The sequence below is a fragment of the Acetomicrobium mobile genome (assembly GCF_937920065.1).
In genome coordinates, this window is the sequence record NZ_CALETC010000251.1 from 1 (window position 1) to 20,060 (window position 20,060).

General features: G+C 47.0%; 16 protein-coding genes. All 16 read right to left on the reverse strand.

The window, feature by feature from the left end; translation table 11 throughout:
• Positions 1-239: N-acetylneuraminate synthase family protein (locus Q7P41_RS09445; RefSeq protein WP_303883776.1), on the reverse strand; the 239-nt coding region annotated here is incomplete at its 3' end.
• 15 nt (positions 240-254) lie between these two features.
• Entirely contained in the window at positions 255-1,235 is a 981-nt protein-coding gene (locus Q7P41_RS09450; protein WP_303883778.1) for an ATP-grasp domain-containing protein, read from the reverse strand.
• Between the two features lie 42 nt (positions 1,236-1,277).
• Positions 1,278-2,216, reverse strand: coding sequence for an NAD(P)-dependent oxidoreductase (locus Q7P41_RS09455; protein WP_303883780.1), 939 nt, complete (start codon positions 2,214-2,216; stop codon positions 1,278-1,280).
• A 1-nt stretch (position 2,217) separates the two neighbouring features.
• The gene (gene pseG, locus Q7P41_RS09460; RefSeq protein WP_303883781.1) at positions 2,218-3,270 is read right to left on the reverse strand and encodes a UDP-2,4-diacetamido-2,4,6-trideoxy-beta-L-altropyranose hydrolase; all 1,053 of its coding nucleotides are present in this window, start codon (positions 3,268-3,270) and stop codon (positions 2,218-2,220) included.
• Complete coding sequence (locus Q7P41_RS09465) at positions 3,267-3,983, reverse strand: glycosyltransferase family protein (protein ID WP_303883783.1); 717 nt, start codon at positions 3,981-3,983, stop codon at positions 3,267-3,269. Before Q7P41_RS09465 ends, pseG begins: the two co-directional genes overlap by 4 nt.
• 25 nt (positions 3,984-4,008) lie before the next feature.
• Positions 4,009-5,205: a UDP-4-amino-4,6-dideoxy-N-acetyl-beta-L-altrosamine transaminase gene (gene pseC / locus Q7P41_RS09470; RefSeq protein ID WP_303883785.1), complete on the reverse strand. Its 1,197-nt coding sequence runs from the start codon at positions 5,203-5,205 to the stop codon at positions 4,009-4,011.
• 2 nt (positions 5,206-5,207) lie between these two features.
• The gene (pseB, locus tag Q7P41_RS09475; RefSeq protein WP_303883787.1) at positions 5,208-6,212 is read right to left on the reverse strand and encodes a UDP-N-acetylglucosamine 4,6-dehydratase (inverting); all 1,005 of its coding nucleotides are present in this window, start codon (positions 6,210-6,212) and stop codon (positions 5,208-5,210) included.
• Between the two features lie 151 nt (positions 6,213-6,363).
• The gene (locus Q7P41_RS09480) at positions 6,364-7,509 is read right to left on the reverse strand and encodes a glycosyltransferase family 4 protein (protein WP_303883789.1); all 1,146 of its coding nucleotides are present in this window, start codon (positions 7,507-7,509) and stop codon (positions 6,364-6,366) included.
• Between the two features lie 60 nt (positions 7,510-7,569).
• Complete coding sequence (locus Q7P41_RS09485) at positions 7,570-8,652, reverse strand: FkbM family methyltransferase (RefSeq protein ID WP_303883790.1); 1,083 nt, start codon at positions 8,650-8,652, stop codon at positions 7,570-7,572.
• Between the two features lie 355 nt (positions 8,653-9,007).
• Positions 9,008-9,394 (reverse strand): flagellar protein FlaG, encoded by a 387-nt coding sequence (locus Q7P41_RS09490; protein WP_303883792.1) that lies wholly within the window; start codon positions 9,392-9,394, stop codon positions 9,008-9,010.
• Positions 9,395-9,531: 137 nt separating this feature from the next.
• The gene (locus Q7P41_RS09495; protein ID WP_303883794.1) at positions 9,532-11,175 is read right to left on the reverse strand and encodes a flagellin; all 1,644 of its coding nucleotides are present in this window, start codon (positions 11,173-11,175) and stop codon (positions 9,532-9,534) included.
• Positions 11,176-11,297: 122 nt separating this feature from the next.
• Positions 11,298-13,853, reverse strand: a complete 2,556-nt coding sequence (locus Q7P41_RS09500; RefSeq protein ID WP_303883795.1) for a motility associated factor glycosyltransferase family protein — start codon at positions 13,851-13,853, stop codon at positions 11,298-11,300.
• 19 nt (positions 13,854-13,872) lie between these two features.
• Complete coding sequence (gene flgL / locus Q7P41_RS09505) at positions 13,873-16,542, reverse strand: flagellar hook-associated protein FlgL (protein WP_303883796.1); 2,670 nt, start codon at positions 16,540-16,542, stop codon at positions 13,873-13,875.
• Positions 16,543-16,567: 25 nt separating this feature from the next.
• The gene (gene flgK / locus Q7P41_RS09510; RefSeq protein WP_303883798.1) at positions 16,568-19,045 is read right to left on the reverse strand and encodes a flagellar hook-associated protein FlgK; all 2,478 of its coding nucleotides are present in this window, start codon (positions 19,043-19,045) and stop codon (positions 16,568-16,570) included.
• Positions 19,046-19,065: 20 nt separating this feature from the next.
• Positions 19,066-19,578: a flagellar biosynthesis protein FlgN gene (locus tag Q7P41_RS09515; protein WP_303883799.1), complete on the reverse strand. Its 513-nt coding sequence runs from the start codon at positions 19,576-19,578 to the stop codon at positions 19,066-19,068.
• Entirely contained in the window at positions 19,535-19,813 is a 279-nt protein-coding gene (gene flgM, locus Q7P41_RS09520) for a flagellar biosynthesis anti-sigma factor FlgM (RefSeq protein WP_303883801.1), read from the reverse strand. The genes Q7P41_RS09515 and flgM overlap by 44 nt, the downstream gene beginning before the upstream one ends.
• Positions 19,814-20,060: the final 247 nt, after the last annotated feature.

The following is a 20,060-nucleotide window of genomic DNA, read 5'->3' on the forward strand; positions in this document are numbered from 1 at the left end:
TTGCCCTCCCAAAGGCTGCCGGATTTATGACAAAACAAGGAGGAATCTGATTTAACGGTCATGGTATCGGGCGTATAGGTTTGAAGCTTTATAGCGTCAGCTCCTGCCTCTTTGGCAGCGCGTACGGTTTTTGCGGCCTGCTCGAAAGACTGACTGTGGTTGGCCGACATCTCGGCAATTATGTAGGTAGGATAACCAGGCCCTATATCACGATTATTAATTGCAAAAGTTGCACCCATTTACCCCGGCTCCTTTCACATTTCATCTATTCGATGCGCAATTTGTTTCATTTTATCTTCATCAACAAAGATGTCGTCAGTGTAGCGAAGCATATGCAGATTATCCTTAAAATCTCCGACACAAGGTTTGACTTCTCTACCTAAAACAAGGCGCACAAGCATTCGAGGCGTAAACGCACCGGCAGCGAAGCCAAGGCTTGCCGCTCCTCCGTAGCGGGGATTGACTTCTATGAACTTTACCTGTCCGTTATGCAAGAAACATTGAATAGTGTTATGGCCGATTAAATTTAAGGCTTTGGCCAAGCGCATCGATTCGTTAATTATATCCCAATTTTTGCACGTTCTGCCTATGAACGACTCACCGCCAAATATCGACAGTCGCTGACGGGGAACTACGCTCAATATATTACCCGCGAAATCCGCAAACAGGTCAACGGTATATTCCGGCGCCTCAACATATTCCTGAACGATTGGATCCTCTAGGCGGTTTAAAAAGTAATCCAGCTCAGGTTTTGAATTCACGCGAAACGCGCTCTTGCTTCCCTTGCCAAACCTGTCCTTGACAAAAAGGGGGAAATCAAAAACTATATCCGTTTCTTTATAAGTTTTAGGCACTGAAAAGCCGTGTTTCAAACAAAATTCAACGAACAGGCCTTTGTCCTGGCATATTTTAATAGCATGCGAGCTTGAAACCATCACGCATACACCGATATCGTTCAGCCTTTCCCGCTCCCCGACAAAGAAGGGCAACTCTTCATCTCTTGTAGGTATGAGAAGTTTTATCTCGTTCTTCCTGCAAATATTCTGCACCGTCTCACGAAAATCCTCGCCCAGACCTGTCGGGACAATGTACGCCTTATCCGCAAAATACAGCGCTGCGGACTTTGGGCTTGCGTCTATTGCTATTACCTTTCCCCCGCCTTCTTCGCTTAAAGCCCGGCTAAAGGCTTTTACGAGCGATACCTTACGGGAGACGCTGGTGATTAGGACGTTCATCGAGCAATCAGTTCCTCTAGTTGCCAGGATAAAACTTTATACTTATTGTCCATTCCGCACTAGCTTCCTTTCATATTCGACAATTTGTTGTATGCCTTCTTCGAGCGTCGTGCTGGAAACCCAGCCTGTTATCTTATTAAACAGAGACATATCTGCTTGGCTTGACTCCCTCTGAATATCAGAAGCAATTTCGTTAATCTGCAAGGTACCTATCTTTTGTTTCAAAATATCGATTACTTCGCCAATGCTTCTAGACCTGCCTGAACCTAGGTTAACAATGCCTTCGGCATTTTGCGATTCGGCGAGTTTAATCAGGCCCTCGGCCACATCATCGGCATAAATGTAATCAAATCGGCTGTCTTTCCCCAAAACTTCAATTCGCTCTCCTCGCAATCCAGCGCGAACCCATCGAGAAATGACGTCGCGCGAGCCTCGACCATATACCCTAAAAATACGCGCGGAAACTGCTCGAAATTGCCTCTCTGTGTCTTCTAGAAAACTTAACTCCCTCTCCGTGAAATATTTGGCAAGACCCACCAGGTTTCTTGGAGCGATTGGATCAGTCTCTTTTAAACTGCAAACTTCTATAGCTCCCATATACAACTTGGGATCATATATCAAATAACTGGAAGCAAAGACAAACAGCTTAAGAGAATCCAATGAAGATACCTTTTCCAGCAACCTGTGCGTGGCTAAAACATTGTTGTCAAAACTGGTCTTCCAATAGCCCGGGCTTTCTATCGTTCTTTCAAAAGTAGCTGCCAGATGAAAGATCACCTCAGGCCCAAATGAAGCGCATTCATCAGGTATTACCTTTGAAAGGTCTGCTTGAACGTGCTTTATAGAATTATCGCTCCAGTTGGTAGGTTTTATATCCACGGACAAAAGTTGAGCGCTCTCCGAAACCAATCGGCTGACAAGCGCTCTTCCTATTATTCCCATAGAACCTGTAATCAATACTTTTTTCCCATTCCACCTCATATCAAATTTCACCCTCATTCATCGCTTTGATAAGTCGTTGAAAACCTAATCCGTCTATGTTTAAACACCCAATAGAGATCATTGTCGAGCGCTGTCTTTTGTCTTTGATCAAACGCATTAATACCTCACTAATATCACATGGCTCAAGATTCTGATGTTCACCCATGTTCAATGACATGCCTATACGGGTAGTTTCTTGTAATAAAATTGCCTCTTGCTTCGCGCGACTCAATCCAACGAACGGCACCCCCATAAACGCCAGCTCCCAACAGGTTGTGCCTCCTGCAGTTATAGCCACATCAGCCCAGGCCATCAGTTGGGACATATCTTTAACGTCTCTTTCGATGCGAACAGGCAAATTTGCGGTCTCAACAAAATCTTTTAAGGCATCATAATGAGGATTGCTGCCACCGACTACGCAAACGGCTTCAAAGCCGTCTATGTCGATATTCTTTAACGCCTGAAGCACCTTTAGCGTGACGTTTTGCGGGTCGCTTCCCCCCATCGTGACAAGCATCTTTCGGGCAATCTCTGGTATTTCCCGCTTGTAACCTTGCCACCTTAAAAACTCACGCCTTAAGAGCACGTAGCGGGTTCCAAGCAGAAGTTTCGTATAGGAAGCCCTGTTTCGGTAAAGATCTTCGTCGGCATGTATGTTTTGGTTTAAAACTATGTCGGCCGGGTAATAGTCTGCATGTCCGTAGTCGTCGATGAACAAAAGATTTAGGCCTGCTTCTTTTATGATCTTTTGATAATCTCCGCCAAAATGATATCCGTCAACAACGACCCATGAGGCCCCAAATTTATGCGCCAGCTTCGTCGTCAAACGTGCATCCTCCGCACTGCCGGGCTTCGCGTTTATATAAACGACCTCAAACCCCTCGGCGGTGAGTCTTGCCTCTGCGTTAAGCGATTCCGTTGCCAAGACAAATACCACATCACCACCACCATCCTGCCAAGCCTGAGCCAAGGCAAGACAGCGCATTACATGGCCGCTGCCCATATTTATGCCGGAGTCGACGCGTACCAACAAAACACCATTACCTAAACTCATGGCAGTGTCTTTTGTACGATGTGTTTATTGATCTCAAGCCATTCGGGGTGTTCTTTTAGCAAATCTAGCACCTCGCGCCAGGAGAACAAATCGTGCCCAAAGTGGTCGTAAATACGGCGGACAAATTCCAGGTCTTCCTGGGTGTCCACCGTCCAGCGCATGAAAGACAGATCTTCGTCGTTGCAAACGGCCTTTATGCTAAATTTTTCTGGATGGCGGTAAATGTAAGGCGTAACATGCTCGCGCCAGGCGGGGTTTTTGTCCTCATGCCATATTCGCTCCAAAACGTCAAAGCCAAAGACCTCAGTATCAAGTCCGCGCGGATAATTACGGGTATGGGCATAATCCGGTTTTGCCTCGATGAATTCTTTAATCACCAAATCAGTAACTTCAGGCTCTATCAAAGGACAGTCCGATGTGATGCGAACGACCACATCGGCAGAAAACTGTTTTGCTGCCCTGTAATAACGGTCCAACACATCCTCTTCGCTTCCCCGAAACCAGGGCCAGCCTTCGCTTTTGCACAAATCTACCAGGACATCGTCTCCGGGTTTTGTCGTGGTTGCCACGACGACCTCGTCCAGCAACTTAGCCCTTCGCATGCGGTTTACGACCCTTGCAAGCATGGGTTTTCCTGCCAAATCCTTTAACACCTTGCCCGGAAGGCGCGTGCTTCCCATGTGGGCTTGAACTATAGCTACTATGCGAGTCATATCCATTCACCCCAAAATGCTTAATTTACTCAGCGTACGCGCTAAGCGCTTTTTTAACCGCCCTAATGACATCCTCGGCGTCCCTGTCGCTCATCGCAGGAAACAAGGGAAGCGTAACGATTTCTTCGTAAGCTTTCTCCGCCACAGGGCACAAACCTTTTCCATAACCCAACTTATTGTAATAAGGATGCCAATAAACGGGAATATAGTGCACGTTAACGCCGATGTTTTCGGCCCGCAGGGCGCCAAAGACCTGCTGGCGATTCGCGTTAAGCTTGCTTAAATTAAGCCTAACTACGTAAAGATGATACGAAGACTTCCTGTCGTCCCGCTGGGCTAATGGAGAAAGTGCAGGCATATCAGCAAAGGCCGAGTCGTAAAGGGCAGCTATTTGCCTTCTTCTTGCCACGAATTTATCGAGCTTCTTTAATTGGCTTAATCCCAAGGCGCAGTTTATGTCGGGTAACCTGTAATTGTAGCCCAGTTCGGCCATTTCGTAAAACCATGAGCCGTTAGCCTCGCGCTGTCTGTGGTCCGTGGTAATGCCGTGGTTTCTAAAGGCGCGCAATTTTACGGCAAATTCAGGATTATCTGTTATAACCATCCCGCCTTCACCTGTAGTTATATGCTTTACGGGGTGAAAGCTAAAAACGGTCATATCGGCAAGCGTTCCAACCTTACGGTTTTTGTATGTAGCACCCAGCGCATGACAGGCATCGGCTATGAGGATAAGACCGTGTTCATCGGAAAGTTTTTTTAAGGCGTCATAATCGCAGGGTTGACCCGCGTAATCTACTGCTATTATGGCCTTCGTCTTGGGCGAGACCTTCGACTCCACCGAGGAAGGATCCAAAAGCAGCGTGTCGGCCTCAACATCGGCAAAGACGGGACGTCCCCCACAGTAAAGCACGCAGTTTGCGCTTGCAGCAAATGTCATAGGCGTCGTTATGACCTCGTCTCCCGGACCTATGCCTGCAGCAAAGGCTGCAGCATGAAGCGCTGCCGTACCGCTGTTTACGGCGACGGCATATTTAGCCCCCACCATTTCGGCAAAGCGCTTTTCAAACTCCGCCACTTTGGGCCCTGTGGTCAGCCAATCCGAGCGCAGCACGTCGACGACCGCTTTTATATCGCCTTCGTCTATGCACTGATGGCCGTAAGGCAGGAGCGTATTTCTTACGGGACTACCTCCCTCTACAGCTAAAGTATTTTTATCGTCCAAGCTCAATTCACCTTGCCTTGCTTTGCGTAATCGTCCAGGCTTTCGACCATGTCTTTAAGTTCTTCTCCCGTAAGCCACCAGCCGTTGCTGTCGCTGGTATAGCAAAAACCGTCCGGCAAAGGTTTACCGCCGTCGCCGTCATCTTTCTTCCAAAAGGAATGCTCCGGTTCGATGACGTAAAAGCCGTCATATTCCCTGGCGTGTCTTGCCTCTTCTGCCGTAATCAGGCATTCGTGAAGTTTTTCGCCCGGACGTATGCCTATGGTCTCCTTGCATATCCCCGGAGCCAGGACGTCAGCAAGGTCAACTAAGCGCATGCTTGGAATTTTAGGCACAAAAATCTCGCCGCCCTGCATCCTGCCGATGCTGTCGATGACGAAACGCACTCCCTGCTCCAGGGTGATCCAAAACCTGGTCATACGTTCGTCGGTAAGCGTTATCCTGCCCTTTTCCCGCTGGGTTAAAAACAAAGGCACCACGCTTCCCCTGCTTCCCACGACGTTCCCGTAGCGAACGACGCTGAATTTAGTCTTTCTGCTCCCCGTGTAGGCATTGGCCTGAACGAACAGCTTTTCCGCGACAAGCTTAGTGGCTCCGTAGAGATTGACGGGCTGCACGGCCTTGTCCGTACTTATGGCCATGACCTTTTCAACGCCGTTATCTATTGCGGCATCTATGACGTTTGCCGACCCGTCGATGTTTGTCTTTATTGCTTCGATGGGGTTGTATTCGCACGTTGGGACCTGCTTTAAGGCCGCGGCATGGACGACTATATCAACGCCGTTCATCGCACGATATACGCGCTCCCTGTCTCTGACGTCTCCTATGAAAAACCTTAGCCTAAGGTCATCGTCGAACTCTTGGCGCATCTGGTACTGCAAATATTCTCCTCTAGAAAAGATCCTTACAGCCTTGGGGTTGTGGGTTTCAAGGAGCGTGCGGGTAAATTTTTTCCCAAACGACCCGGTCCCCCCGGTAACTAAAATAACCTTACCGTCCATATACATAAAACTATCCCCCTGCTCGATGACATGCACATACAAATTCTATATAAATTATCGGCACCGTTGCATTTTTTGATAAGCAATGGTGCCGATAATGGTTACTTTATCTTTACTTAATAAACAATCTTACAAAAACCCATCATAGTTTCCAGAGTTATATCCTCCTATTCAGCATTTCATTGTATAGGTCAAGGTGACAACTTATCATTTTATCTAACGTAAATCGGGCTTTAAAATCGGCATATGCTTTATCGATAATCCGTTTCTTTTCTGCATCATCCATCTCAAGTACGTGAATCAATACTCTGGCCAAGGAGTCAGCATCCCCACTTGGGAATAAAAAGCCTGTTTCTCCATCCGCAATTACTTCATTAATTCCTGGAATATTGCTACCAACTCTTATAACTTTCTCTCGCATTCCTTCAACTAAACTTAACGGCAACCCTTCGCTCACTGAAGGAAGCACTAGCATATCCATAAGCTTTAAAAAATGGGACGCCTCTTTTTTGTAACCGGTAAAAACAACACTGCCTCTTATGCCTAATTCATCAGCTAACTGTCGCAACATTTCAATATCGCCTTCACCTATAAAAACGGCCATTATTTTTCCGCAATCTGATGGGATTTTATTTAACGCATCAACAAGTAAAGCCTGATTTTTCCTTTTTCCAATAGTTCCTATACAACCAATGATTTTTACTCCAGATTGCCTAAGGGAAATCAGTTTTTGCCAATCCGGATCATCATATTCATATTCACAATTAAGACACTCACAAATTCCGTTATAGAGTACTCGCATATTAGGGTTTTGCACTCCTAATGATCTCAATAATATATAATCCCCTTTGGAAACAGCTATGACCTGGTCAACACAATCGAGTAAAAAAACATCCATCTTTTCTTGTTCCATAGTTTTGTTCATTCCCCAACCATGCATAGTTTGTAAAATCGGAATGTATCTATTTAAGCCTGACCTGGCAATCATTGCCACCATGCTTGGGACTGCGGCATGGGAGTGAATGACATCTATATCTTCCTTTATCAATAACTGTCGTAGAGCCATAGAGGCATTTATATTTTGATATATATCTCGTTTAAAAGTGGAATCGCACAAGATTATTGAGACATGTTGACGTCGTAGGTCTTCTAGATACTTTTCGTAATGTTCATACCCAGGATATGTGGTCTTAGAAGCAAAAACAAACACTTTGTGGCCCCGATTTAAAAGACTACAAGATAAATCGCAAACTACCTTTCCTGCACCGCCGTGCAAAAAAGTAGTACACATCAGGATATTCATATATCATATTCCTTTCAATTTAATTCTTCTTACTAAAAGATCTTCGTAGTTTATTATTTTTTAACGCATAGCGTATAACACAGTTTCACGAAGATTCTGAGTATGGTGCCCTAAATAAAGCTTATAATCAGGCCGAAGTTCTTTGAGGAAAAGCGGAATTTCCCATAAATCCTCACAGCGATGGTAAATGCACGCCTGAAGTCCTGGGCCATATTTAACAATGGTATTCTTTGCCCCGCGTAATGCCGCCATCTCACTACCTTCTATGTCCATCTTTATCAGATTGGGCACCAAATTGACTTCATTGCAGAAATCGTCTATGGTTGTGATGTTGACCAACACGGAACCCGTTGATGAAATGCAATTAGAACTGCTGTGCTGGTTCAGCTGAATCCATGCATATCCGTTTCTGTCGCTTATTCCTGCAGCTACCGGAATGACCTTATTTTCAAGGCCTTCATCGTGAATATTTTTACATAAATTAGCCATGCTATGCGGTGTCGGTTCAAAGGCCACAATTTTACCATTTTGATCTATAAGTTTTGCAAATTTAATTGCTGTATCCCCCGTCCATGCCCCAACATCAAATAAAACCCTACATCTCGCAAAACCTATTAAGGGGTGGCAATATTGATCGTACTCAGAAACTCTTAAACAGATAGGATCTAAAGATTTGCGATGCTCCAAAACCGAGAGAAAAATTTCCTTTGACTCAGTATCAGCAAGAAAATGACATACCTTTTCCAACTCTGTTATATGACTTGCGAGTTTTTCACGGTCGGAACTATCTTGCATTTTACCTAAATAGTTAATGTCGATGTAGTTTTTTACCCCCATCTCTCGCAGTTGATGTACTATATCTTTTGCCCAATCGCTGGCGATACATATCAGCGGATTGGTAAATGAACTATAAATAGCCAATAATCTCGAAGGAGAAATGATCGGTACGTCATCTATGCTTTTATCCCACTTTTCCGGATCGTTATCGACAAAATAATGAACGCGAAGTTTCATATACGTTTCCAAATATGCTTTAACATTCTTGCCGCCGCTGCTTGCTCCAAAAACAATGATCTCTTTAGCGTTGTTAAGCTTTTCTTCCGCGTCTACAAATCCTCTTTCAAGCTCCCTTATGCTTTCCATGATCTCGCTTCAAGCCAACCTCCTCAAATACTGCATCATCTTAATAAAATCTTCAGCAACGTAACTGAATAGCCGGATATCATTTTTAGCAACGGGATTAAAACATAAAATCTTGTACATTCTTTAAAATCAGGCTATGTTGCTTTACTCGATTAATTTAGATAAAAAGATTACAGAAAAAGCCCAATATATATTACATTGCAAACTGACAATATCACAAAAATGCTCAATAGAACTTGGTTTTGCTTAGCCTTAATTTAGGCCTCAGTTTATTTAAAGGGAAATGAAACATTTTTCAGCAACTGTGTTAACCTGTTTAACTAAAATTCAAGATTAAAGACCTGACCCCGGAATTTTAGACCTTGGCCTCGAAAAGAGCGCCGATCATTTCGTTCACCCTTGCTATAAAATGTATTAATTCGTCAGGGGGAATTTTACGGATAACTTTGTCGTGGTGGGCGTGGTCGATGACGTGAACCTGGTAGATGTCGGCTTCTTCGATGTACTTGAACTTAAGGCTTCGGTCGAAGATAATAGCCATCTGTTCGGCCTTGCGGATGGCGGATTTGATGTCCTCTTTGGAGTATTCCCGCAAACTTTTTTCATCATTTGCTTTTGCTTGTATTCTTTCAAAATTGATGCTTTCTTTGTAAACAGCTCCCTCAAGGTTAGTCTCAGTTGCCTTTGGTACGTTGTTTCCCTGAGAGAAAGAACTCAACCTGCTGATGCCGTCGACGCTCATGACACGCACCCTCCTCGAAACGGAAACCCGCGCTTTAAAATGTTGCTACGCTTAATCGCTTCGCAAGGGAGGAGGTTTCCTCCCTTGCGAAGGCTAGGAGTAACTGCCCAAATTATTGTGCGTTTTTAACTAACCTGTTACCGCAGCAACTGCAACACGGCCTGAGGCAGTATGTTAGCCTGGGCGAGCATGGCGTTGCCGGCCTGCATCAAGATCTGCAGCTTAGTAAAGTTCATCATTTCCTGGGCCATGTCGAGGTCGCGGATGCGGCTTTCGGCAGCGGTCAGGTTCTGGGATGCAGTGGTCAGGTTGTTTATGGTGTGTTCCAACCTGTTCTGGTAAGCGCCTAGCTTTGCCCTTTGACTAGAAACCTTATCAATGGCACCGTCAATGATAGATATGGACCGGGCAGCCGATTCGCGGTCAGTAACCAACACGCGATGGATCCCCAGCGATCGGACAGACATATCGCCGAGGTCAACTCCCATATCTTCGCCTTCATTAGCCCCGATCTGAAAGACTGTGGTATTGTCGGCTAAATGGATATATGTGGTAAATGCATCAGTTGGTCCTGAACTAATCTGTTTAAAAGACCAGTTGCCATTTGTAATTGACCAAGAAACAGTTACATCTGCCATGCTATTGAACTCCACATCGACATTTTCGTGGACTATGCCGACGAGCAGGTTCCCCGTAACGCTGGCCTCAGCCACCGAATCACCGCTGTGTGCATCGGTAACGGTAACCGTAAACCTATTTTCTTTGCTTTCCTGGACTTGGCTCAAGCTCAAAGCTTTAAGCAGGTCCTCGTCACCTATAAACGTGATCTCCCCGGCCTTGCCTACGACGGCACTGGATATGACAATAGTACCCTCTACGGTAAGGTTTCCAGATGTAGTAGCACTCCCCGGGGCCACATACTGGACTAGATTGCCTGCTGTAACAGCTGCCGTAGACACATAGGCACTCTGCATATCCTGTATAGCTCCACCCAGTTTTTCAGCCAATGATGCCAGAGTGTCATCTGCATATATCGTCACGCTGCGCTGTTGTCCATCGCCCATAACGAGGGTAAGCGTTTGGGGATCGTCGAGCATGAATTTGCCGTTGGCATCCCAGAATTTATCTATGTCGTAAAGCTTGCTGTCTGAGGATGCTACTTGGCCGATCTCCGCTGCGCTTCCGTGCTTAAGTTTGAATATGTCGGTTTTTAGAACCTGGCCCTGGCCTATTTCCTGCGCCTCTATCGTTACCTTATAGTTGCCTTCCAAAGCAGTCTTTTGCCCATAAGCATCGACCTGGCGCAAGCCGCCCCTGACGAAGACCTTGGTGTCGGGGGTATCGGTAGACCATAGGATGGAAGCAGAACCATCAAGCAGTTTTTTCTTGTTAAACTGAGTAGTGTTTGCGATTCTGTCGATTTCTTCTTTTAGCTGGTCTATCTCAAGCTGTATGGCCTGCCTGTCGTTTGCCGTCAAGGTATCGTTAGCGGCCTGAACGCTCAGTTCGCGCATCCTCTGCAAGATGGACTGAGTCTCGTTCAATGCGCCTTCGGCCGTCTGGATCATTGATATGCCATCCTGGGCATTTCTTACGGCCATGTCCAAGCCTCTGATCTGACCGCGCATCTTTTCGCTGATGGCCAGCCCTGCGGCGTCATCGGCGGCGCTGTTGATCCTCAAACCCGTGGACAATTTGTTGATGGATTTTTGAAGCTGATCGTTCGTAGTGCTCAGTGAATTATACGTAAATAGGGCAGGAATGTTATGGTACACTCTCATTTTGCAAAACCTCCTCCGTGAGTTGTAAATTTTTTCTGTCCGTCCTGACAGAAAGCCTTATTGCAAAACCTGCTACACCTATAAATCGACCTTTATCTTTGTGGCAATCACCCCCCTCTTTATTAATCGGCATTTTGAGGTTGTAGCTTTACATGAATTCCAAAGGCTTCAGAAAATTTTTCCTGATATTTTTCCGCAGGAACACGGGCGCACAGGCAGGCATTCAACGTCCGAATCACAAGAGATGTAACCCACGTTCCCCTTCCGGCCGAGGCTATTGCCAGTGCAACTTTGCGTTCTGCTTTAAATTTATCCAGCAATTTGGACAACTCGGACAGAAATTCCCTGCGCCTTCCTTCCCAATATAAGGCTTCGACGTTGATCATGTCGGCCAAAAGGGAAGTATCGGCTTCATCATTGAAGTCGCTAAATTTTACAAAAGGCGCCAACGCTCTAAGCTGCGCAGGAAGAAAGGACGCCATGATTTCAAGCCATCCCATGGACGACTCCGTAGCTGCTAAAAATTGCTCAGCCTTATGGTAAGACCTCAAAAACATCAGGTATTTCTCGAAATGTCCATGATATAAAAAGTCGTACCAGCTCCTCGAAAGATCGTAAAGCCATGAAGGAACCCGCTCCTGTATATCCTCTATCATCTGGTTTAAGGGGGCTTGAAGATGGGCACCGTGAGCCTTCGCGACAAGTTCCAGAAATATTTCGTAGTTTACGTCCTCTGCATTCAAAAAGACACTCCACCACGGCCTTTCTCCAGAGGAAGCCACTGCAAGCCATAACTCGTGCATTTGCATGGAGCCGCTTTCTCTCCGGCTTTCCTGATTTTCTTGACACTTTTTTTCAAAGATGGGCGAAAACATGGACCAAATGCTTTTTATTTCCTGCAAGTAGACCCGAGCGAACTCTACATCATCTAGAAAGAGATCGGCGATCTCTTTTGCGCCTTGAATATTGCTTATTAAAACCATTGCCTTGCTCAATATATCGCCGCTGCTGCTGAACCTGAGGGAAGTGATTGCACCCCTTAAAAACTCACAGTGGTAAAAAATATCCCGCCAGGTTTCAAGAGCCGCACCATAGGTCTTCTTGATGGAGCTAACGGACCTTGAAATAGGCAATCTCTTGACCTTTAGAAATTCCTTTCTTATATCTTCCGTATCTTTCAAAACACCATTTATCAATTTTAATATACGGCGTTGGTTATCCGAGGTAAGTCCTATATTTTCTATCCTCGAACCTTTTAAATAGGGTGGAGCAGGAACTTCAACATGCACATCGAGCCTTTCCTTGAAAGGCACATGGATGGCGCCGTTTATCTTCGCGCCGCCTTCGGTGCAGTTATATACGGGCACCGGGGAAGCTGTTATAAGGTGCTCAAATATACTGAGAAATCCATACCAATGCCTGTTGGTCTTGACCGTTCCGCGACCGTCCCAGGAAGTGATCTCAAGCTCCAAATCAGCAGGCGCCGATCCTTCAGCAAAACCAACTGAATGGCTCCTGCCTTCCTCTCCGTAGGCAAGGTCCTGGCCCACAAATATCACTTCTTCGGGACAGATGGCCTGCGCTATAGAATAACAAAAATGAGCTACAGAGGAGCCGTTATCCAAGGGATTTAAGCCCAATATTTCGCAAACCTTGGGGCCCACGGCATCCGATTTGTTGGGGAAAAGAGGACCGGGCCATTCGTAGATCAGTTTGGGATATACCTTACTACCGAAGGCGAGAACGGGCTTAAGGTCGCAGGAAGATAGGAATTTGATCGCTTTTTCCAATTTTTTGTAGACTATATGGGAATAATCCAGGGCTGCCACAACATGTGGCATTATGCCCTTTTCCATCAAATAATATGTGATGACGTCGTTGGCAACGATCACGCAGTGGTACTGCGCTTTCCTTAAAAGCTCGACCTGCCTGTCCAGGGAAGGTCCCGCCGAAACGACTATGGCAGGCCTTCCTTTCCAGTGTTCCTGCATTTCCTCAAGGGTTACGATATTTTTATCCCTGTATATATAGGCATTTACCGCGGTCTGAGCCGTCTCCGTCAAATTTCTGAACAGGGGAATGGTGCTCGTTGATATGGTGGAAAGGAGCATCCCCCTGTATTCGCTCAAGAACTGCTTCATCTTTGAGATATCGCTTCCGGAATACTGCTTGTGTATGTATATAGAAGGTTCTATTTTGCCCATGAGCCTTACCCATGGGGATATTCTGCGCCACTGAGCTTCCCTGTCGGCCCTCTTTTCCCCAACGACGAAAAATAACTTTCCTTTGGAAATCAAACGAGAGAAATCGTGCAGATGTAATGCCCAATACAAAAGAGGTATATGCGATTCACAGCAAATAAACCTTATGTTTTCATCCATCGAGTCAAAGGTGGTCAAAAAATGCTCGCCAAGGCCCAAGCCTAACACGATGGCGCTCTTGCCTTCGACATTTTCATTGATGCAGTTATAACATAACCCTGTGTTTTCGACGAAGCGGAGTTTGCCATCGACGTCGCGAAGTTCGACGTAAGGGCCCTTGTAGCTTACCGTCCACGAAGCAAGGCCCAGATCTTCTGCCCTTTGCTCAAGAAGCTCTATTAGGTAAGGTTGGATAAGTTTTAAGGCTTCTAAATTAGCCTTCCAGGTCAATTCAAGTTCTTTAACAGCTACAGACATATTCTTACACCTCGATCTGTCACTGCAAAAAATCTACCAGCGTGGGCTGTATTATCCTGGCTATGGTGGCCAAACTAGCCTGGTAGACGGCTTGAGCCATGGCAAACTTCGTGACCGCTTCGGCGAGATCGGTGTCTGACACCTTGCTGTAAAGTTCGTTATAATTCAAGTTCATCTGCTTAAGCCTGGAGTTTGAGGTTTGGTACCTTTTCTGAAGGGCACCCGTTTGGGTACGAACGCAAAGTATGTCATCAATGGCCTCGTCGAGTTTAGGCAAAATTGTGTTCGATATGCCTTCAACGTCGCCCTGCCTTACGGCTTGCATCAGATCGTCGAGCAAGCCGAATAAATCGGTGGAGCCGATATCGGCAGAAGTCCGCTCGGTCATCACCTGGTTGTAAGGGCCTACGCCGCCCCTTACGTCCGAACTTGCAGGACTGGATAACCCCGGAATGTCTCCCTGAGCTTCGATGACATATCCTTTGGGCGACCACATGACAAACCGTGCATCGCCAGTGTCGTCTTCCACAAGCTCAGCCCTGACATCTCCGCTTTGGAACCTGGCATTTACGGTATTTACCAAATCATTTATATTCATGCCTTTGGTATCTATGGTATGGGTATAGCCGTTGACGGTGATGCTCAAACTCCCGCTTCCCGTCCAGCCCGACACATTGGAGGCGCTGCGCAAAGCAGTGTCTATTCGCAGAAAGCTGTTTGCGACATCTCCTTGAACATCATAAACGGCCAGAGGTGAGCCGTCCTTGGCCGCCAGTGAAATCCTCTGGCTCCCCGACGAACCGCTTAAATCGGCGTCGTATAAGCTCACGTCAAGCCAGGAACCTGCGAGGCCCTTTATCTTTTTGGCAATATCTTCGGCCGTATCTGTTTGCAGGACGGAGATATCAACCGTATGGCCGCCAGAAGCAATGCGAATGACACCATCACTTGAGGGCGCGGAACCTGCGGCAATTTCGCCCCCCGCAACACCGGAATGAATGCCGAGGTTTGCCGCAATTCCCGATGTATAGTCCGCGAAATGAGGATCGCCGAAAGGCAGGTCGGTAACCCTCAGGGATTGGCCCGTCTTGGAATAAAGGGCCACACGGCCGTCCTCAAGCTCGCGGTAGCCGATCAAATCCTCACCGACTTGAGACTGTATGGCCTTGGCAACCTTTAGGGCATCCACATTCCAAGTGCTGCCGGAAAGGCTGCCAACTTGGTCGCGATAAAGCTTTACGGCGTAACCTTTTCCTCCTACTTCGACATTGACTAAGGCAGGCATGTTGGGATCAAGTCCGTCCAGGGGAAATACGGTATTTGTGTCATCCATGACCAATGCCGTTTGTAAACCGAATTTAGCGGCGGAAGCGCTTACCGTCGGATTTAGGTCATATATATTAAGAGCTGAACCGTCCAGGGTGCGAAAAATGAGCTTTTGGGTGGGTGCTTCATAGTTGATGCCCGACGATTCTTCCTCGTCGCCTTGAACAATTACTTGAAGCCAGTCTCCTGCCGCGCTGTTCAGTCTGTCCGCCAGGTCCTGAAGGGAAAGCGCGGGCCCGCCGTCTATGCGCACCTCGGCAAAGTTACCGCCGCTTTCAAGCCTCCAGTAAATTGGGCTATTTGTCGGGTCTATGTCCTGACCCATCGGAAATTCCACGCTTTTCAGAGAGGTCTCAATGCCCAAATAGGAGGCCAATCCTATGTGACTGTGATCCGTGGGCTGTCCCGTGGTTCCATCGCTCGGCAATGGTTCAAAATCAGGAGAAGGCCACGAGGTAATCGACAAAGGTTCGCCAGTATGTCCCTTGATAACGAGTCTTTGAACCCCGCGATCATAGTCTTTTTCAACGGACACAGACACAAGCTTTCCCACGTCTCCCATGGCCAGACTTTCGTTTATGAGAGATGCCAGTTCATCCAAGCTGTATCCTACAAGTTCCCCCGGGTCTCGAAAGTTATTTTCGTCTGAAGGTTCCTGCACTCCGTCTTTATCGTCGTCGGACCACTTTTCCGGGATCAAAACTTTGGCTGTCCTGTCTCCAACGCGTATTTGAAGTATTTCGCTCCTACCGGTCCATGAAAAGGACAAGGGGGCTTCGTAACTGGCCAATGTGTATTGTTGGTAGCGGATCGGGAACACTTCGCGGCCGTGAAGGGAAACCTGCCCCATAACTCCCCGTTCCACTTCATATTCAACGTGTAGTTGATTTCCCATGTATATGATTTTGCCATTCGCGTCGCGAACGAAAGGCCTTTGTGTGGCGTTCAGGCCGGAAAACAAATATCTTCCCTCCACCGAGAAATTGGCAGTATTCATGAGCTCTTCCTGAAGTTGGTACAACTCCTCTGCGATGGCTGCATATTCTGTCTCTTCAAAGGTCCCGTTTCCCGCGTAGATGGCAAGCTCCCTGATGCGTTGTATCACATCGGTGATCTGGTTTAAAGCGGCATCGGTATTGGAAAGCCACATCATGCCGTCATCAAGATTTTTCAAGTATTGCTCGTTCTCAAATATAGTCGTCGACAGAGACAATTCCCTGCCAACTGCCAGGGGATCATCGGAAGGGTGCTGATGAAGCTTGCCTGTCGACATCTGCCTTTGAAGTTTGAGCATTCGCTCCAAGTTGCTGTGCATGTCCGACAAAAAAATCTGGTTCATCATCGAATTGGTCACGCGGTTCATATTACATACCTCCCGAAAGAAAATGCTACCTTCCCACCATCCCCATGCGGTTGATTATCGTATCAAGCATTTCGTCTATGGTCGTAATATAACGTGCCATGGCATTGAATGCCTGTTGAAATTTTATTATGTCCATCATCTCTTCATCGATGTTGACACCCATGACCGATTGCCTCTGAGCGTTTATCTGATCTGTCAAAGCGCGCTGGTTATCTGCCATAGTCGTGGTCCTTTTCCCCTGAGCCCCTATTTCTGCAATGAAGCTCAGATAAAACTCGTTGAAATCGGCGCTGCCACCGGACAACACCTTTGTCTGTTTGAGCCGGGCCATGGCAAGGGCTTTCGTGCCATCGCCGCTTCCAAGGCTGCTGCCATCGCCATCATCTGCGGCCGCAGCAATGAGACTCGTGTCTTTTTCCAAAAGCGGATTAATGAGCAAGGAGCTCGCCGCACCTCTCTGTTTAAGCAGGGGGACAAAAAAGGCCGTTCCTGTGAGAGCAGAATTTTCTCCCATGCCGTGGCCCGAATAATGCACGGCGTTCATTTCCAAAGCCAACCGGTAGGCCAACTCATCAAAAGACGCAAGGTGAGATAAAATGAGGTCATCGCGTGCCTCCAAAGTGCCGTATATCTTGCCGCCCTGCACATGGTGATCTACGGTTATGGAGGCACTTCCTTCTTTCTTTAGTTCAAGCGTGATGCCGGGAGAGACCTCGCTCGTGGTTTTTGCTGCATAACCATCCGCAGAGGTTATCTGCCTTGCCTCAGTAAAACGGTTGACTGAGGAAAGGTAATTTTTGCCGTCAAAAGTGACCAGGGCGTCGCTTGAGGTACTCATGAAGTTAGTTGTCCCGTCGCTTCTTAAAAGGCCCAAGTTGCTTGCCACGTAAAGGCCACCGTTTTCATCGCCAAGGACGTTGATTCTCTGGGCTTCTCCCATGACCTGGCTTTCAAGGGTAAGATAATAAGTGCCGTCAGGAGCCTGCTCTACGGAAGCCCTAAGCCATTCTTCGGGCTTTGAAGGAGCGCCATCATTGCTCATGTAAGCCCCGTTTATCTTGTTTGCTATCGTAGTTAAACTATCTTCTTCTTTAACGTTTATGGTGACGACCTTTGCCGAGTCCGCAATGCCCATTTTGCCGGCAAAATTTCCCTTTATATCGACAATGGAGACCAAATGTTTGTCCGATGATTCGATTGTCAGGCGGTCATCCGAGGTGGTGGCCGCATCGAAATATGAAGAATAATTTGTGTTTATAAAACCGGATAAATCCTGTACATTCAATGTTGAAGAAGCCGTCCAACTGTTACCCATATTGTCGCTTATTTCCCATCGGGAATCAGCATCATTCCAATTTATTGAAATGATGCTTTCAAAGCCGTCTGCCGCCAGACGAAAGCTGTACTCTTGAGGTTCGTCCGAACCTGGAGGCGGGAGTACGCCGCCGCTAAATTGATGCGAAGTTTTAACGACTCCGCCGGAACTGACCTGAAGCGAAAAAGAACCGTGTAAGTTAAGTTCCTGATCGGGGCTTACCACGTTCGGTAAGCTTCCCGGCGTTCCGACCTTCCAGGTGGTCTCGCTCGCAAGCCTGTGAACGATGACGGAGTGTATGGCCTTTAAGGCTCGCTGTTCTATGGCCGCTAAAATCACGTCCGCGTTATCTACGGGATCAAAAAGGTTATCTTCTACTTGAACGTCGTAAAAGCCGTCGTTGCCGGGTATGGGGACCAGTACGAGATGTCGCGTCTGGGAGCCCTGCACCAGGATTTTTCCGTGAAGGTCTATCTTATAGTCCCCGTCTTCTTCCTGTATGGTCGTAGATACAGATATATCGATGAGCTCGCTCAAGCGTTCGACGAGTAAATCCCGCCGATCGAGCAGATCGTTTGGGTTGCCGCCTACAGCCTTAACTTGTGAGATCTTTTCGTTCAACGCTGCTATCTGGTCTATCAAAGAATTAGCCTCGGTGACCAAAGATTCCAAATCTTGGTTCAAAGACGTCCTGTATTGGTCATAATTTCTCGCCAACTGATCCAAAAAGACGGTCAGGTTTTTGGTGCTTTGGATCACGCCTTCTCGGGCTGCTGCGTTATCGGGTCGCTTCGACAGCTCTTCTAAGGCAGACCAAAACTCGTCTAACGCAACCTTTAAGCCTTCTCCTGCAGGTTCGTTCACGAAAAGCTCTATATGGCTTATGGCTTCCTCTAAGGCTTCCCAATAACCTAAAGCAGACATCTCCTCCTGGTATTGTGCATCCAAGAAGGAGTCGCGCAGCCTCCTTATGGCTTCAATTTGGACGCCAGTGCCTATTTGGCCGGGCGTTGCCGGACGGTTAAAGGCGGGGTCAGTAAAGGGCGTGGTGGTACCTGCCTCTACCCTTTGTCTTGAGTAGCCTTCGACGTCGGCGTTGGATATATTATGCCCGGCAGTCTCCATGCCCCTGCGAAAGTAATCCAACGCCCGTCGGCCCATTTCTAAGCCGAAAAATGAATTAATCATCGCAATTTTCCCCTTTTTGTTTAACCCCTGATGCTAAAGGTGCCTCCGCTTGCCAGCTCGCGCCACTGGGACAGGAGTAGCTCGCTGAATCTTTTGGATTCATCGAGCAGGTGTGTGGTTATGTCGAACTCGGACTTTAAATTTCTCATGGAACGCTCCAGCTTTCTTGACGCTTCAAGCAAAGCCGCTGCCTTTTCCTCCCCCATGACTAAAGCAATTTCGGATATCTTGGGTTCACAGGCAAGTGCATCGGCAATCATCTGGGCAATACCGTTGCGTTTTGATTCAAGCTCTAAAAAGTCTATTGTCTTTTTTTCTAAATCTTTGACCAAGGACTGCAAGGCAGCATAATCGCCACCTCCTAAGAGATGTCGTTCTTTCTTGAGCAGCTCGACTATATCTTCAAGCTGACGCGACATCCCTTCGAGGAGACTCGTCATTTCCTCGGCCAATTCTTCCGGCGGTAAGCCTCTTGCGTTCAAGGCATCATCATCCTTTAAAACCTGCTTTCCGCAAAATCCGAGCAAGCGCATCTAAATCCGGCTCGTACGTGCCGTCTTGTATCTTGCGTTTTAATATTTCGACTTTATCATCTCTAACTTCCGGAATTTTTTTAGCTTCCTCGACGGCCTTCTTTAAAGTCTTGGCAAAGGAGCTTACCTTAAACTCGTCGCCCTCGCCGCTTCGTATCTCTTCGGATCTAGGACGAATCTTTTTGACCGGTTTCGTTTCATGTGCTCTATTTATTGGATCGATTGGTTCAACCATCGTCATCACCTCTTTTTTAGTTCCTGTTAATTTTATCGGCACAAATTCGCCATAGCTTTACTTGCGGGGGTAAAATTTATAAGTTTCCCACTTCTTTTGATGCTTTGATGGCAAAGGAAAAACACGCAATCGCAAAGGCGTTTCTGGGGCTTGCGAAAAAGTTCGTCAGGTTTGTGTAAAAGGCTAAATTTGACCTGCTTTTAGAGCTTCGGTCCTTTGCCTACGGTGAAGCTAATGGAACCTACGA

Coding starts and splice junctions, on each gene's coding strand:
- Q7P41_RS09450 (WP_303883778.1), bottom strand. CDS start 1,235: ATGAACGTCCTAATCACCAGCGTCTCCCGTAAGGTATCGCTCGTAAAA.
- Q7P41_RS09455 (WP_303883780.1), bottom strand. CDS start 2,216: ATGAGGTGGAATGGGAAAAAAGTATTGATTACAGGTTCTATGGGAATA.
- pseG (WP_303883781.1), bottom strand. CDS start 3,270: ATGAGTTTAGGTAATGGTGTTTTGTTGGTACGCGTCGACTCCGGCATA.
- Q7P41_RS09465 (WP_303883783.1), bottom strand. CDS start 3,983: ATGACTCGCATAGTAGCTATAGTTCAAGCCCACATGGGAAGCACGCGC.
- pseB (WP_303883787.1), bottom strand. CDS start 6,212: ATGTATATGGACGGTAAGGTTATTTTAGTTACCGGGGGGACCGGGTCG.
- Q7P41_RS09480 (WP_303883789.1), bottom strand. CDS start 7,509: ATGAATATCCTGATGTGTACTACTTTTTTGCACGGCGGTGCAGGAAAG.
- Q7P41_RS09485 (WP_303883790.1), bottom strand. CDS start 8,652: ATGGAAAGCATAAGGGAGCTTGAAAGAGGATTTGTAGACGCGGAAGAA.
- Q7P41_RS09490 (WP_303883792.1), bottom strand. CDS start 9,394: ATGAGCGTCGACGGCATCAGCAGGTTGAGTTCTTTCTCTCAGGGAAAC.
- Q7P41_RS09495 (WP_303883794.1), bottom strand. CDS start 11,175: ATGAGAGTGTACCATAACATTCCTGCCCTATTTACGTATAATTCACTG.
- Q7P41_RS09500 (WP_303883795.1), bottom strand. CDS start 13,853: ATGTCTGTAGCTGTTAAAGAACTTGAATTGACCTGGAAGGCTAATTTA.
- flgL (WP_303883796.1), bottom strand. CDS start 16,542: ATGAACCGCGTGACCAATTCGATGATGAACCAGATTTTTTTGTCGGAC.
- flgK (WP_303883798.1), bottom strand. CDS start 19,045: ATGATTAATTCATTTTTCGGCTTAGAAATGGGCCGACGGGCGTTGGAT.
- Q7P41_RS09515 (WP_303883799.1), bottom strand. CDS start 19,578: ATGCGCTTGCTCGGATTTTGCGGAAAGCAGGTTTTAAAGGATGATGAT.
- flgM (WP_303883801.1), bottom strand. CDS start 19,813: ATGGTTGAACCAATCGATCCAATAAATAGAGCACATGAAACGAAACCG.